The sequence below is a fragment of the Streptomyces sp. SL06 genome (genome assembly GCF_058244745.1).
On sequence record NZ_JBSYOT010000002.1, the window covers coordinates 2,112,935 to 2,128,094 of the forward strand.

Sequence of the window (15,160 nt, forward strand, 5' to 3'; positions counted from 1 at the left end):
GCACGGGGGTCCGGCGCATCGGCCGACGCGCTGGAAGGCGCATCGACCGATCGGTCGATGCCTCCGTACGACCCCGGCGCGGTCGGAAACTCGGTGGGCAGTGTCAGTGGTGAACCGTAGGCTCGCTGCCGATGCCCACGACACCTGCACCCACCATGGAACCCGTCCCGGACCCGGCCGGCGCTCCCACCGCCGGCGCTCCCGCCGAACACCGGTCCACCGTGCGCGCGCTGCTGCGGCTGTGGCCCTATGTGCGGCCGGTACGGGGCCGGTTGGGGAGCGCGGCGTTCGTGGCGGTGCTCGCCTCCTGCCTGGGGCTGGTGATCCCGCTCGTCCTGAAGTGGATGGTGGACGGGCCGGTCGCCGACCGCGATCCGGCCGGCGTGTGGCTGGGGGCGCTGTACCTGCTGCTCCTCGGGCTGGCGGAGGCGCTGCTGTTCGGGCTGCGGCGGTGGCTGGTGGCCCGGCCGCTGGCGGGGGTCGAGGCGGGGATGCGGGCGGATCTCTACCGGCATCTGCAACGGCTGCCGGTGGCCTTCCACGACCGCTGGCCCTCGGGCCAGTTGCTGTCGCGCGGGACGACCGACCTGATGCTGCTGCGCATGTTCCTCGCCTTCCCGCTGACGTTCCTGCTGGTCAACAGCGTGACGATTCTCGTCGGTGTGGGCATCATGCTGGTCCAGGACTGGACGCTCGGGCTGGTCGTCCTCGGTCCCGCCGTACCCGTGATGATCACCTGCGCGGTCTTCGAGAAGAAGTACTCCGCGGTGGCGCGGCGCGCGCAGGACCAGGTCGGGGATCTGACGACCGTGGTCGAGGAGAGCGTGCTCGGCGTCCGGATCATCAAGGGGTTCGGCCGGCACCGCAGCCAGGCCAGGGCCTTCCACGAGCTGGCGCACACGCTGCGCGGGACGGAGCTGCGCAAGGCACGGCTGCTGGCGGCCATCTGGGCGGTCATCGTGACGCTGCCGGAGCTGGCGATCGGGGCGGCGCTGGTCATCGGCTCGGTACGGGTGGCGGACGGGTCGCTGTCCGCGGGGACCCTGGTGGCGTTCCTGTCCACGGCGCTGGCCCTGCGGTGGCCGGTGGAGTCCATCGGCTTCCTGCTGGCGGTGAGCCAGGAGGCGGCGACGGCCACGGACCGCTACTTCGAGGTCATGGACGCGGAGCCCGAGACCACTGCGGCCAAGGGCGGCAACGCCACCGGGACGAGCCGGGTCCCGGCGGCGGGGGCCCTGACGGACCGTGCGGTGAACGCCCCGACGGACCCCCGCGCGCACCTCCCGGCGGACGCTTGGACGGACCATCCGACGGACGCCGGGACGGACCCCCAGGCGGACCGTCCGACGCACGCCCTGCCGGGCGCCCCGGCGGACCACGCGGTGGCCCACGCGGTGAGCGACCCGACGAACCCTCGCGCGCACCACCCGGCCGGCGCCCGGACGGATCCCCCGGCGGACACCCTGCCGAACCCCCGGGGGGACCACCCGACGCACGGCGCGACGAAGACCTCGGCCGGCGCACTTCCGGAGCCCCGGGCGGGCCGTCCGGTCCGTGGCGGTGTCGGTGGGCTTCGGGGGATGCGGTTCGAGGGGGTGCGGTTTCGTTATCCGGACGCGGCGCCCGGCTCCCCGCCCCTCCTGGACCGCGTCGACCTGCACATCCGCCCCGGCGAGTCCATGGCCCTGGTCGGGGCCACCGGCAGTGGCAAGACGACGCTGACCGCGCTCGTGCCCCGCCTGCACGAGGTGACCTCCGGACGGATCACGCTGGACGGCGAGGACATCACCGCCCTGCCCCGCGAGGAGCTGCGCTCCATGGTCGCCGTGGCCTTCGAGGAGCCCACCCTCTTCTCGGCGACCGTCCGCGAGAACGTGCTGATGGGTGCCGGTGACGACGCCGGTGACGAGGAGCTGCGGCGGGCGCTCGCCGTCGCGCAGGCCGACTTCGCGCACGCCCTGCCGCAGGGCACCGCGACCCAGGTCGGCGAGCAGGGCCTCAGCCTGTCCGGCGGCCAGCGCCAGCGCCTCGCGCTCGCTCGGGCGGTGGTCGGCCGGCCGAGGTTCCTCGTCCTGGACGACCCGCTGTCCGCGCTGGACGTGCACACGGAGGCCGCCGTGGAGGCCGCGCTGCGGCAGGTCCTCGCGGACACCACCGCCCTGATCGTGGCCCACCGCCCCTCCACGGTCCTGCTCGCCGACCGCGTCGCCCTGCTCCGCGAGGGCCGTATCGCCGCCGTCGGCACCCACCAGGAACTGCTGCGCGCCAACGCCGAGTACGCCCATCTGATGTCCGGGCCGGACGGACCCGGGGAGCCCGCGGGAACCATGAAGGGGGAGGGCCGATGACCGCGCCCACGGCCACGGCGCCGCAGCGGGAGCAACCGGAGGACGGGGACCGGGCCGGGGCGAAGGACCTCACGGCCGACGACCTCTTCGACCGGGACGTCCTGCCCAGCCCGCCGGGCGCCACCGGCGTCCTGCTGCGCTCCCTGCTGGCTCCGCTGCGGGCCCGGGTCGCGCTCAGCGTCCTCCTCCTGCTGCTCCAACAGGCCGCGGTGCAGGCGGGCCCGCTGCTGGTGGCGTACGCCATCGACCGCGCGGTGCCGGCCCTGCGCAACGACGACCACGGTCCGCTGATCGCGGTCGGCGCCGGCTATCTGCTGTGCTCGCTGGCCGCGGGCGCGCTGCAGTACGCGTTCGTCGCCGCCGCGGCCCGGGTCAGCCAGGACGTGCTGCTCGACCTGCGGGGACGGATCTTCCGGCACGCGCAGGCGCTGAGCGTCGACTTCCACGAGCGCTACACCTCGGGCCGGCTCATCTCCCGCGCCACCACGGACGTGGAGTCGCTGCGCGAACTGCTCGACGAGGGCTTGCAGGAGCTGGTGACGGTCGTCCTCTCCTTCGTCTACATCTCGGCGCTGCTGCTCTGGCTGGACCTCGGCCTCGGCGCCGTCGCCGTGGCCTCGTTCGTGCCGCTGTACGCGCTGGTGCGGCTGTACCAGCGGCGGGCCGGACGGGCGTACCGGCAGCGGTCTACGGCGATCGCCACGCTGATCGTGAAGTTCGTCGAGACGATGAACGGCATCCGGCCGGTGCGCGCCTTCCGCCGGGAGGCCGTCAACGACGCGGACTTCGCCGCGCTGAACCGGCGTCACGAGCGGGCCAACGGCAACGCGCTCCTGGAGATGGCCCGTTACGTCGTCGGATCGCGGCTGGTCGCCAACACGGCCGTCGCCGGGATCGTGCTGTGGGGTGCCTACCGGGTCGCGGAGGGCACGCTGGCGCTCGGCGTCCTGGCGGCGGCGGTGCTGTACCTGCGCCGGCTGTACGACCCGATCGACCGGCTCGGCATGTTCCTCAACTCCTACCAGTCGGCGGCGGCCTCGCTGGAGAAGATCGCCGGGCTGCTGGCCCAGACGCCGTCCGTGCCCGAACCGGCCGCGCCGCGGGAGCTGCCGCCGCCGGAGTCGGAACACCCCGGCCGCGAGGTCGTCTTCGACGGGGTCGGCTTCGGCTACCGCACCGGCGGCGAGGTGCTGCCCCGCTTCGACCTGACGCTCCCGGCCGGGCAGACCGTCGCCGTCGTGGGCTCGACCGGCGCGGGCAAGTCCACGCTGGCCAAGCTGCTCGCCCGGTTCTACGACCCGACCGCGGGACGGGTCCTGCTGGACGGCGTCGACCTGCGCGACCTCGCCGTGCCCGAACTGCGGCGGGGCGTGGTGATGGTGACGCAGGAGGCGTTCCTGTTCTCCGGCACGGTCGCCGAGAACATCGCCATCGGCCGTCCGGAGGCGAGGCGGGAGGAGATCGAGCGCGCGGCGAAGGCGATCGGCGCCCACGACTTCATCGGCGCGCTGCCCGACGGCTACGACACCGACGTCCGCAAACGGGGCGGCCGGATCTCCGCCGGTCAGCGGCAACTCGTCGGGTTCGCACGGGCGTTGCTCGCGGATCCGGCGGTGCTGATCCTGGACGAGGCGACCAGCTCGCTGGACGTCCCCGGTGAGCGGGCGGTGCAGCGGGCGATGGCGACGGTGCTGAGGGGCCGTACGGCGGTCGTGATCGCGCACCGGCTCTCCACGGTGGAGATCGCCGACCGGGTGCTGGTGATGGAGCACGGCCGGATCGTGGAGGACGGCACCCCGGACGAACTGATCGCGGGCACCGGCCGGTTCGCGGATCTGCACCGGGCCTGGCGGGACAGTCTGGCGTGAGGACGGGCCTGCCGGGACGCGTTCGGAAGGCGTCGGCGATCGACGCGTACGAGGATCCGGGCAGCCCGGACCGCCGGGGCGGCTGGCGGTATCTGTGGTGGCTGGTCGGACGGCAGTGGCCGCGGTGCGTGGCGGGGGCGGTGTTCGCGAGTTCCTGGATGGTGCTGCTGGCGGCGACCCCGTATCTGATGGCTCGGGCGATCGACCACGGTCTGGAGCCCGGTGACCTGGGCGCGCTGGCGGGCTGGACGGGTGCGCTGGTCGCCGTCGGGGGCTGCAACGCCTGGCTCGGCGTCATGCGGCACCGCACGATGACGAAGGTGCGGATGGACGCCAACTTCCGCACGGTCAAGGTGGTCGTCGGACACGCCGCGCGGCTGGGTGCGGCCCTGCGCGCCCAGGTGGGGACGGGGGAGGTCGTCACCATCGGGGTGGGTGACGTGCAGACCATCAGCACGTCCCTCACGGCCGTGGGGCCGGGCATCGGAGCGGTCGTCGCCTATGCGGCGGTCGGCGGGCTGCTGCTGTCGCTGTCGCCCCGGCTCGCCCTCGTGGTGCTGCTCGGCGTGCCGGTGCTCGGGCTGCTGCTGGGGCCGCTCATGGGGCGCCTGCAGAGCAGGGAGGCCGAGTACCGGGAGCGGCAGTCCGTGCTGACCGCTCGGATCGGCGACCTCGCGGGCGGGCTGCGGGTGCTGAACGGCCTGGGCGGCAAGGGCCTGTTCGCGGACGCGTTCCGCCGGGACTCGGGGCGGCTGCGCGAGCAGGGCTACCGGGTCGGGGCGGTGACGAGCTGGATCCAGGCCCTCGGCGTGGGGCTGCCGACGCTGTTCCTCGCGCTGGTGACCTGGCTGGGCGCCCGGCTGGCCGTGCGGGGGCAGATCAGCGTGGGCGAGCTGGTGTCGGTGTACGGCTATGTCGTGGCGCTGGGCTGGCCGGTGGCGTTCCTCATCGAGATGGGCCACCAGCTCAGCCGGGGCGTGGTGGCCGCCCGCCGTGTCGTCGCGTTCCTGCGGCTGGAGCCGGTGCCGGACGACGGCACCCGTGACGCGCCGGCGGAGCCCTCGGCGCTGTACGACCCGGCCTCGGGGGTGCGGGTCGCGCCGGGCCGGCTGACCGCGCTGGCCGGGGCCCGCCCCGCCGACGCCGCCGAGGTGATCGACCGCCTCGGCCGCTACGCCCCGTCCGACGCGACCTGGGGCGGCATCCCCCTGGCCGACGTACCGCTCGCACAGATCCGCTCCCGCATCCTGGTCGCCGACGCGGAAGCCGACCTCTTCGCGGGCCCCCTGCGCGAGGTGATCGACGCCGGATCCCGACCGGGGGCCGCGGAAGGCCCCGGCGCGCGCCCCCACCACGGCGACACCGCACGGCTGGGCCCCACGGACACGAACGACGACACCGCACGCGCCCACCACGGGGACACGCACGGCAACCACCCACGCCCCCACCCTGCGAGCGCGTCCGGTCACGACACACCACCACCCCGCCCCACGACCTCGACCTCGACCGACCAGAGCGAACCCGTGCCCGCACGACGGCCCGTCGAGCCGGGACGGGCGATGTGTCTCGCCGTGGCCCTTCACGCGGCCGCCGCCGACGACATAGTCCGCGGCCTCCCCGACGGCCTGGACACCCCCGTGGCCGCACAGGGCCGCACCCTCTCCGGCGGCCAGCGCCAGCGCGTCCGGCTGGCCCGAGCCCTGCTGGCCGATCCCGAGGTGCTGCTCGCCGTCGAGCCGACCTCGGCGCTGGACGCCCACACCGAGGCCACGGTCGCGGACCGGCTCAGGGACGCCCGCAGGGGCCGTACGACCGTCCTGACCGGCACCTCCCCGCTGGTGCTCGACCGGGCGGACACCGTGCACTACCTGGTCGACGGCAAGGTCGCGGCCACCGGCAGCCACCGCCGGCTCCTCGACACCGAGCCGGGCTACCGCGCCCTGGTCGCCCGGGACGAGGACGACCAGGACACCCCGGAGGCCGCCCGATGACGCCGGGAGGGGTGGAGCCGCGGGAGGCGGCGGGGCAGCTGCCGGTCGCCGAGCGCGTCGACGTCCGCCGGGCGGTGGTCCGCCTCGTGCGCGCCGACCGGAGGTCCTTCGCGGTGGTCCTCGCGCTGAACGGCCTGGCCGCGCTTGCCGGGCTGGCGGGTCCGTGGCTGCTGGGCCGGATCGTCGACGAGGTGCGCGCCGGGGGCGGGGTGGGCGCCGTGGACCGGATGGCACTCGCCATCCTGCTGTGCTCGCTGGCCCAACTGCTGCTGGCCCGCTGGGCGCGGTACGTGGGGCACCGTTTCGGGGAGCGGACGCTCGCCCGGGTGCGGGAGCGGTTCGTGGACCGGGCGCTGGCCCTGCCCGCGGCCGTGGTGGAGCGGGCCGGCACCGGGGACCTGACCACGCGCGGCACCGCCGACGTGACCACGGTCGGCACGGCGCTGCGCGATGCCGGGCCGGAGCTGCTGATCAGTTCGGTCCAGGCGCTGTTCCTCAGCGTCGCGGTGTTCGTCCTCGACCCGCTGCTCGGCGTGGTCGGGGTGCTGGGGCTGACACCGGCGTGGCTCGCGCTGCGCTGGTATCTGCGCCGGGCGCGGGCCGGCTATCTCGCCGAGGGCGCGGCCACCTCGGACGTCGCCGAGACCCTGGCCGCCACGGTGGCCGGGGCCCGTACGGTCGAGGCGTTCGCGCTGAGCGGCCACCGCGTCGCGACGAACCGGGAGGCGCTGGAGGTCTCGCGGCGCACCCGGTTCCGCACGCTGTTCCTGCGCAGCGTGTTCTTCCCGGCGGTGGACATCTCGTACGTGCTCCCCGTGGCGTGCGTCCTGCTGCTCGGCGGGGTCCTGCACGTGCACGGATCGGTGAGCCTCGGGTCGGTGGTGGCATGCGCCGTGTACCTCCAGCAGTTGTCCGGACCGCTCGACGAGGTGCTGATGCGCATCGAGCAACTCCAGGCGGGCGGCGCCTCCTTCGCCCGGGTGGAGGGGCTGGCGCGCGCCCCGGGGGCGGCGCCGCAGGACTCGCCGGTCCCGGCGGACGACCGTATCGACGTGGCCGGGGCGCGGTACGCCTACGACCGGGGCGGGGAGGTGCTGCGCGGGGTGGACCTGACCGTGCGGCCGGGTGAGCGGCTGGCGGTCGTCGGACCGTCCGGGGCGGGCAAGACCACGCTGAGCCGGCTGCTGGCCGGCGTCGACGCGCCCACGCGGGGTTCGGTGACGGTGGGCGGGGTGCCCGTGGCCGGCCTCGGGCCCGAGCGGCTGCGCCGCCAGGTCGTGCTGGTCACCCAGGAGCACCACGTATTCCTCGGCACGGTCCGGGACAATCTCCTCATCGCCGAACCGACGGCCACCGACCCCCGGTTGTGGGCCGCACTCACCGCGGTCGGCGCCGCGGAGTGGGTGCGGGAGCTGCCCGAAGGACTCGGCACCGAACTGGGCACCGGCGGTCACCGCCCGGACGGCTCGCAGGCCCAGCAACTCGCCCTCGCCCGGGTGGTGCTGGCCGACCCGCACACCGTGATCCTGGACGAGGCCACCGCCCTGCTGGACCCGACGACGGCCCGGCACACCGAGCGGGCGCTCGCCGCCGTGCTGAAGGGCCGTACGGTGATCGCCGTCGCGCACCGCCTGCACACCGCGCACGACGCCGACCGGGTGGCCGTGATGGAGGACGGCCGGCTGACCGAACTGGGCACGCACGAGGAACTGGTGGCGGCCGGCGGGGCGTACGCGGCGCTGTGGGGGTCCTGGCACGGGGAGCCCTCCGGTGGGGCCGGCGACGCCTCCGTATATCGAACGTGAACCCCCGTTCAACGAACCGTTTCCGGCCAACTTTCTGACGCGCCCCTGACAAGAAGCACGTTCTGCTGCCACTCTTCCGTCGGCCCGCCTTCACAGTGCCCCCACAGCTTCCCCACGAGCACTGTGGCGCGGCCGGCTCTCAGCACGTGGTCTCTGCGTACCGCACAGTTCCGCCCGGCCGGCCACCCGCCGGCCGGTCTCCCCGGCCGCGCGACCCGCGGCCACGCAGAAGGAGTCAGCGTTGAGCAGCAGTTCTCCCCACAGACGCACGCCCACCGCCCCGTCCCGTCACACTCCGTCCCGTCGCACCGCGCACCGGCGTGCCGCGGCCGTCGCGCTGGCCGGTGTCGCCGCGCTGATCGCCACGGCGGTCCAGTCCGGCGCCGCCACCGCGGCGCCCGAACCGGCCCCCGCCGCGGGCGCCGAGGCCGTCCTGCTCACTCCGGCGCAGCGCGCCGAACTGCTCCGCGACGCCGACGCCGCCAAGGCGCGGACCGCCGCCGGCCTCGGTCTTGGCGCCAAGGAGGAGCTGGTCGTCAAGGACGTGGTCAAGGACAGCGACGGCACCCTGCACACCCGCTACGAGCGCACCTACGACAAACTGCCCGTCCTCGGCGGCGACCTCGTGGTCACCGGCGGCGCCGGGAGGACCGAGCAGGTCGTGAAGGCCACGGCGAGGGCGATCGAGCCCGCCACCGTTACGCCGAGGATCACCGCCGCGAAGGCCGAGCGGCAGGCGGTGTCCGCCGCGAAGGCCGCCGGCGCCGAGCGGCCCGACACCGACCGCGCCCCGCGCAAGGTGATCTGGGCGGCCGGCGGCACCCCGGTCCTGGCGTACGAGACGGTCGTGGGCGGCCTCCAGGAGGACGGCACCCCGAACGAACTGCACGTCGTCACCGACGCCGCCACCGGTGCCGAGCTGTACACGTACCAGGCGGTCGAGAACGGCACCGGCAACACCATGTACAGCGGCACGGTGACCCTGGGCACCGCGCAGTCCGGGTCGTCGTACACCCTGACCGACACCGCGCGCGGCAACCACCGTACGTACAACCTCAACCGGGGCACCTCCGGCACCGGCACGCTCTTCTCCGGCCCCGACGACGTGTGGGGCGACGGCAGCGCGACCAACCCCGAGACCGCCGCCGCCGACGCCCACTACGGGGCCGCGCTGACCTGGGACTACTACAAGAACGTGCACGGCCGTTCGGGCATCCGCGGTGACGGCGTGGCCGCCTACTCCCGGGTCCACTACGGCAACAACTACGCCAACGCCTTCTGGCAGAACAGCTGCTTCTGCATGACGTACGGCGACGGCGCGGGCAACGTCCGCCCGCTGACCGCCATCGACGTGGCCGGACACGAGATGACCCACGGCGTCACCGCCTACACCGCGGGCCTCAACTACAGCGGCGAGTCCGGCGGCCTGAACGAGGCCACGTCCGACATCTTCGGCACCGCGGTCGAGTTCTACGCCGACAACCCCTCCGACGCGGGCGACTACCTCATCGGCGAGAAGATCGACATCCGCGGCAACGGCACCCCGCTGCGCTACATGGACCGGCCCAGCAGGGACGGCGTCTCCAAGGACTACTGGTACTCGGGGATCGGCGGGGTGGACGTCCACTACTCGTCCGGCCCGGCCAACCACTTCTTCTATCTGCTGAGCGAGGGCAGCGGCACCAGGACCGTCAACGGCGTCGCCTACGACTCGCCCACCTCGGACGGCCTGCCGGTCACCGGGATCGGCCGCGCCAAGGCGGAGAAGATCTGGTTCCGGGCGCTGACCACCAAGTTCACGTCGACCACCAACTACGCGGGCGCCCGCACCGGCACCCTCGCGGCGGCCGGTGAGCTGTACGGCGCCAACAGCGCCGAGTACACGGCCGTGCAGCACGCGTGGGCGGGCGTCGGCGTCGGCGCGCGCCCCTAGGACGACAGCGGCGGCAACCGCTCGACCGGACGACCCACCGTTCCACGTCGGGGCGCCGCCCCGGAGGTTCGAATCCTCCGGGGCGGCGCCCCTCCCTTCTTCTCAGCGCACCCGCCGTTTTTTGCCAAGCACTTACGTACGCCTTGTTGCGACTTGACCGAGGTCACGCGCGTTCACGTTTGAGCAACATTCATCCGAGCGTTGACTTCCAGCCAACATCATCTCGCCCTCCTGACATGTACACACCTGAGATGTCAGTCTTCCGTCACCCGCCGCACAACTTCGCAGCAACCCGGCCGGACACCCCACGCCGACCGGTACCCCACCGAAGGAGTTTGTGTGTCTCCCCTCTTCTCGCGCCACAAGCGCACCACGCTGGCCCTCGCCACCGCGGTCGCGGCCGGCGCCATGCTCACCACCGGCCTGACCGCCGGCAACGCCGCCGCCGACGCCACCGCGCCGCGGGCCCTGCCCGGCGCCCCCGTCCTCCTGTCGGACACCGCACGCAGCGCGCTCATCCGGCAGGAGCAGGCCGACGCGGCCGGCACGGCACAGGAGATAGGCCTCGGTGCCAAGGAGCAGCTAGTCGTCAAGGACGTGGTCAAGGACAACGACGGCACCGTCCACACCCGCTACGAGCGCACCTACGACGGACTGCCCGTCCTCGGCGGCGACCTCGTCGTGCACCGCTCGGCGGCCGGCGCGACCAAGGGCGTGACCAGAGCGACCAAGGCCGCCGTCGAGGTCGACACCGTCACGCCGAAGCTCGCCGCGGCCAAGGCCGAGCAGCAGGCGCTGAGCGCGGCCAAGGACGCCGGTTCGTCGAAGACGGCCGCCGGCTCCGCGCCCCGCAAGGTGATCTGGGCGGCCGACGGCAAGCCCGTGCTCGCCTACGAGACCGTCGTCGGCGGCCTCCAGGACGACGGCACCCCCAACGAACTGCACGTCGTCACCGACGCCGCCACCGGCGCCAAGCTGTACGAGTACCAGGGCGTCGAGACCGGCTCGGGCAAGAGCCTGTACTCGGGCACGGTCACTCTCGGCACCACCCTGTCGGGTTCGTCGTACCAGCTGTACGACACCACCCGCGGCGGCCACAAGACGTACAACCTGGCCCGCGCGACCTCCGGCACCGGCACCCTGTTCACCGACGCCGACGACGTTTGGGGCACCGGCGCCGCCTCCAGCTCCGCCACCGACCAGACCGCCGCCGTGGACGCCGCCTACGGGGCCCAGGTCACCTGGGACTTCTACAAGAACTCCTTCGGCCGCAACGGCATCAAGAACGACGGCAAGGCGGCCTACTCCCGCGTCCACTACGGCAACAACTACATCAACGCCTTCTGGCAGGACAGCTGCTTCTGCATGACGTACGGCGACGGCGCGGGGAACACGAAACCGCTGACCTCGCTGGACGTGGCCGGACACGAGATGAGCCACGGCGTCACCGCCAACACCGCGGGCCTCAACTACAGCGGCGAGTCCGGCGGTCTGAACGAGGCCACGTCCGACATCTTCGGCACCGGTGTGGAGTTCTACGCGAACAACGCCTCCGACAAGGGCGACTACCTCATCGGCGAGAAGATCGACATCAACGGCAACGGCACCCCGCTGCGCTACATGGACCGGCCCAGCAAGGACGGCGCGTCCAAGGACTACTGGTCCTCCAGCCTCGGCAGCGTCGACGTGCACTACTCATCGGGCCCGGCCAACCACTTCTTCTTCCTGCTGGCCGAGGGCAGCGGGGCGAGGACGGTGGACGGGGTGAGCTACGACTCCCCGACCTCCGACGGCTCCACCGTCACCGGCATCGGCCGCGACAAGGCGCTGCAGATCTGGTACAAGGCGCTGACCACGTACATGACGTTGACGACCAACTACAAGGCCGCCCGCACGGCGACCCTGAACGCGGCGTCCGACCTGTACGGCTCGACGGGCACCGAGTACAAGGCGGTGGCCGCGGCCTGGACCGCGATCAACGTGACCTGACCGCCGCCAACACCACGGGCGGCACCCGGAACCAGCGGTTCCCGGGTGCCGCCCTACTCTTGGGACCCATGTCCTTCACGTACGACGACGTCGGCGCCACCCGCGAGGGCCACTGCCCGCCCGGCTTCCGCCCCATGCACGTACGCACCCGCCTGGGGGAGGGCGAACCGGTCTTCCGGCGCGCCGTCGAGGCCGTGTTCTCCTGGGAGATGCACCGGGAGATGGGGGTCGCCGTCGAGGCGAGCGCGGAGCGTGCCGCGCCCGGCGTCGACGTCACCGTCACCCTCGCCGGGATGATCAAGGCGCCCTGCCGGGTGGTGTGGACCCTGGAGGAGCCGCGCCGGGCGGGCTGGGCCTACGGCACCCTGCCGGGCCACCCCGAGTCCGGCGAGGAGGCCTTCGTGGTCGACCGCACGGGCGACGGCACGGTCTGGCTGACCGTGACCGCCTTCAGCCGCCCCGCCACGTGGTACGCGAGGGCCGGCGGACCGGCCGCCCGCCTCTTCCAGCACGCCTACGCCCGCCGCTGCGGCACCGTCCTGCGGCGGCTGAGCGGCGGCGACGAAGAAACCTGAGCGGACCGGCCGCCGCCGCTCCCGGCGCTCACCGCATCAGCATCCCCGCCGCCTGGGCCAGGTCGTCCGAGGGCCCCGCGACCAGCCCCGCCTCCGCGCCGGACGCCAGCAGCCGGTGCGTCGGCAGGACACGGACCGTGTACCCGAAGGGACCGGTGCGGTCCAGGGCGAGCGGGCCCTCGTACGCCCAGCGGCCCTCCAGGTCGGGGCCGCCCACCGGTTTCAGCGGCACGGTCGTCGCGTCGGTGATGCGGTCCTCGGAGTCCACCCGGCCGGAGACCGCCTGCACCTCCACGTCGTCGGGGACCAGGTCGCCGAGGTTCACCCGCACCCGCAGCGCGAGCGTCGTGCCCAGCTCCGCCAGGGCGGTGGCGGCGGACGTTTCCACGTGGTCGACGCTCACCCCCGGCCAGGCCGCCCGCACCCGGGTCTTCCAGTCGGCGAGCGAGCGGGCGGCGTCCGGGTCCATCGCGCGGTGCGCCTGGGCGGCCGGGGCGTACAGCCGCTCGACGTATTCCCGGACCATGCGGCCGGCCAGCACCTTCGGCCCGAGCAGGCTCAGGGTGCGGCGGACCATCTCGACCCACCGGTCCGGCAGCCCGCTCGCGCCCCGCTCGTAGAAGCGGGGGGTCACCCGCTGCTCCAGCAGGTCGTAGAGGGCGGCGGCCTCTATGGCGTCGCGCCGGTCCGCGTCGGTACCGGCGCCGTCGGCGGTGGGGATCGCCCAGCCGAAGTCGGGCTGGAACCACTCGTCCCACCAGCCGTCCAGCACCGACAGGTTGAGGCAGCCGTTGAGCGCCGCCTTCATGCCGCTGGTGCCGCACGCCTCCAGGGGGCGCAGGGGGTTGTTCAGCCAGATGTCGCAGCCCGGGTAGAGCTTCTGCGCCATGGCCATGCCGTAGTCCGGCAGGAACACGATGCGGTGGCGCACCCGCGGGTCGTCCGCGAACCGCACCAACTCCTGCACCAGCCGCTTGCCGCCGTCGTCCGCCGGGTGCGCCTTGCCCGCGACGACGATCTGGATCGGCCGCTCGGGGTGCAGCAGCAGCTCCGTCAGCCGGTCCCGGTCCCGCAGCATCAGCGTGAGGCGCTTGTACGACGGGACGCGCCGCGCGAAACCGATGGTGAGCACGTCCGGGTCGAGGACGTCGTCGATCCAGCCCAGCTCGGCCGTCCCGGCGCCGCGCTGCCGCCAGGAGGCCCGCAGCCGCTCGCGCACCTCCTCGACGAGCTGCTCGCGCAGGGTGCGGCGCAGTTCCCAGATGTCCTGGTCGGGGATGTCGGCGACCGAGTCCCAGCGGTCCGGGCCGCCGTCGGTCAGCGCGTCCTCGGCCCGCTGGACGCCGATCTGCCGGGCGCCGAGCCGGAACACCTCGGGGGCCACCCAGGTCGGGGCGTGCACCCCGTTGGTGACGGAGGTGATCGGCACCTCCTCGGCGTCGAAGCCCGGCCACAGGCCGGAGAACATCTCGCGGCTGACCCCGCCGTGCAGCAGCGAGACGCCGTTGGCGCGCTGGGCCAGGCGCAGGCCCATCACCGCCATGTTGAACAGGCCCGGCTCGCCGCCGGGGTAGGTCTCCATGCCGAGCCGCAGAACGCGCTCGACGTTGATGCGCGGGAGTTCGCGGTCGGGGCCGAAGTGGCGGGCGACCAGCTCGCGGTCGAAGCGGTCGATGCCGGCCGGGACGGGGGTGTGGGTGGTGAAGACGGTGCCGGCCCGTACCGCCTCCAGCGCGGAGTCGAACTCCAGCCCCGTGTCGCAGAGTTCGGCGATGCGTTCCAGACCGAGGAAGCCTGCGTGGCCCTCGTTGGTGTGGAACACCTCCGGCTCGGCGTGGCCGGTGAGCCGGCAGTACGTCCGTACCGCCCGGACACCTCCTATACCCAGCAGCATCTCCTGGAGGAGCCGGTGTTCGCTGCCGCCGCCGTAGAGCCGGTCGGTGACGCCGCGTTCGCCGAGGTCGTTCTCCTCCACGTCCGAGTCGAGCAGCAGCAACGGCACCCGGCCGACCTGGGCCAGCCAGATCCGGGCGCGCAGCTCCCGGCCGCCGGGCAGCGCGAGGGCCACGTGGGCGGGGGTGCCGTCGGCCTCCTTGAGGAGGGAGAGGGGCAGCTCGTAGGGGTCGAGGACGGGGTAGTGCTCCTGCTGCCAGCCGTCCCGGGAGAGCGACTGGCGGAAGTAGCCGTGCCGGTAGAGCAGGCCGACGCCGACGATCGGCACGCCCAGGTCGCTGGCCGCCTTCAGATGGTCGCCGGCCAGGATGCCGAGCCCGCCGGAGTACTGGGGCAGGGCGGCGGTGATGCCGAACTCGGGTGAGAAGTAGGCGACGGCGGCGGGGAGTCGGCCGGGCTGGGCCTGGTACCAGCGGTCGCCGGTCAGGTAGTGGTCGAGGTCGTCGGCCGCCGCCGTGAGCCGGCGCAGGAAGCGGCGGTCCTCGGCCAGCTCCGCGAGGCGCGCGGGCGGGACGGTGCCGAGCAGCCGTACCGGGTCCCGGCCGGAGGCGGCCCAGCACCCGGGGTCGACGGACTGGAAGAGGTCGCGGGTTTCCGGATGCCAGGACCAGCGCAGATTGCGGGCCAGATCACTGAGCGGTTGGAGGGGGTCGGGGAGAACGGGACGGACGGTCAGTCGACGGATCGCCTTCACACTC

General features: G+C 73.6%; 8 protein-coding genes. 7 read left to right on the top strand and 1 reads right to left on the bottom strand.

The genetic code is table 11. The features are described 5' to 3' along the window. Window positions 1-131 precede the first annotated feature (131 nt). The 7 genes from AC4IHM_RS09440 to AC4IHM_RS09470 all read left to right on the top strand — a co-directional run bounded on the left by AC4IHM_RS09440 (window position 132) and on the right by AC4IHM_RS09470 (window position 12,509). Entirely contained in the window at window positions 132-2,348 is a 2,217-nt protein-coding gene (locus AC4IHM_RS09440) for an ABC transporter ATP-binding protein (protein WP_490866618.1), read from the top strand. Beyond that, a complete protein-coding gene (locus AC4IHM_RS09445) occupies window positions 2,345-4,216 on the top strand; it encodes an ABC transporter ATP-binding protein (RefSeq protein WP_490866619.1) in 1,872 nt (623 codons plus the stop codon). The genes AC4IHM_RS09440 and AC4IHM_RS09445 overlap by 4 nt, the downstream gene beginning before the upstream one ends. Then, window positions 4,213-6,207 (top strand): ABC transporter transmembrane domain-containing protein, encoded by a 1,995-nt coding sequence (locus AC4IHM_RS09450; RefSeq protein WP_490866620.1) that lies wholly within the window; start codon window positions 4,213-4,215, stop codon window positions 6,205-6,207. The genes AC4IHM_RS09445 and AC4IHM_RS09450 overlap by 4 nt, the downstream gene beginning before the upstream one ends. Further along, a complete protein-coding gene (locus AC4IHM_RS09455) occupies window positions 6,204-8,012 on the top strand; it encodes an ABC transporter ATP-binding protein (RefSeq protein ID WP_490866621.1) in 1,809 nt (602 codons plus the stop codon). The genes AC4IHM_RS09450 and AC4IHM_RS09455 overlap by 4 nt, the downstream gene beginning before the upstream one ends. 241 nt (window positions 8,013-8,253) lie before the next feature. Then, a complete protein-coding gene (locus AC4IHM_RS09460) occupies window positions 8,254-9,945 on the top strand; it encodes a M4 family metallopeptidase (protein WP_490866622.1) in 1,692 nt (563 codons plus the stop codon). A gap of 339 nt (window positions 9,946-10,284) precedes the next feature. Next, window positions 10,285-11,934 carry a M4 family metallopeptidase gene (locus AC4IHM_RS09465; protein ID WP_490866623.1) on the top strand — a complete coding sequence of 550 codons (1,650 nt, stop codon included), beginning with the start codon at window positions 10,285-10,287 and terminating at the stop codon, window positions 11,932-11,934. Between the two features lie 68 nt (window positions 11,935-12,002). Next, a complete protein-coding gene (locus AC4IHM_RS09470) occupies window positions 12,003-12,509 on the top strand; it encodes a DUF1990 domain-containing protein (RefSeq protein ID WP_490866624.1) in 507 nt (168 codons plus the stop codon). A gap of 28 nt (window positions 12,510-12,537) precedes the next feature. Here AC4IHM_RS09470 and AC4IHM_RS09475 read toward each other — a convergent pair whose 3' ends face one another. Then, a complete protein-coding gene (locus AC4IHM_RS09475) occupies window positions 12,538-15,156 on the bottom strand; it encodes a glycosyltransferase family 1 protein (protein WP_490866625.1) in 2,619 nt (872 codons plus the stop codon). Window positions 15,157-15,160: the final 4 nt, after the last annotated feature.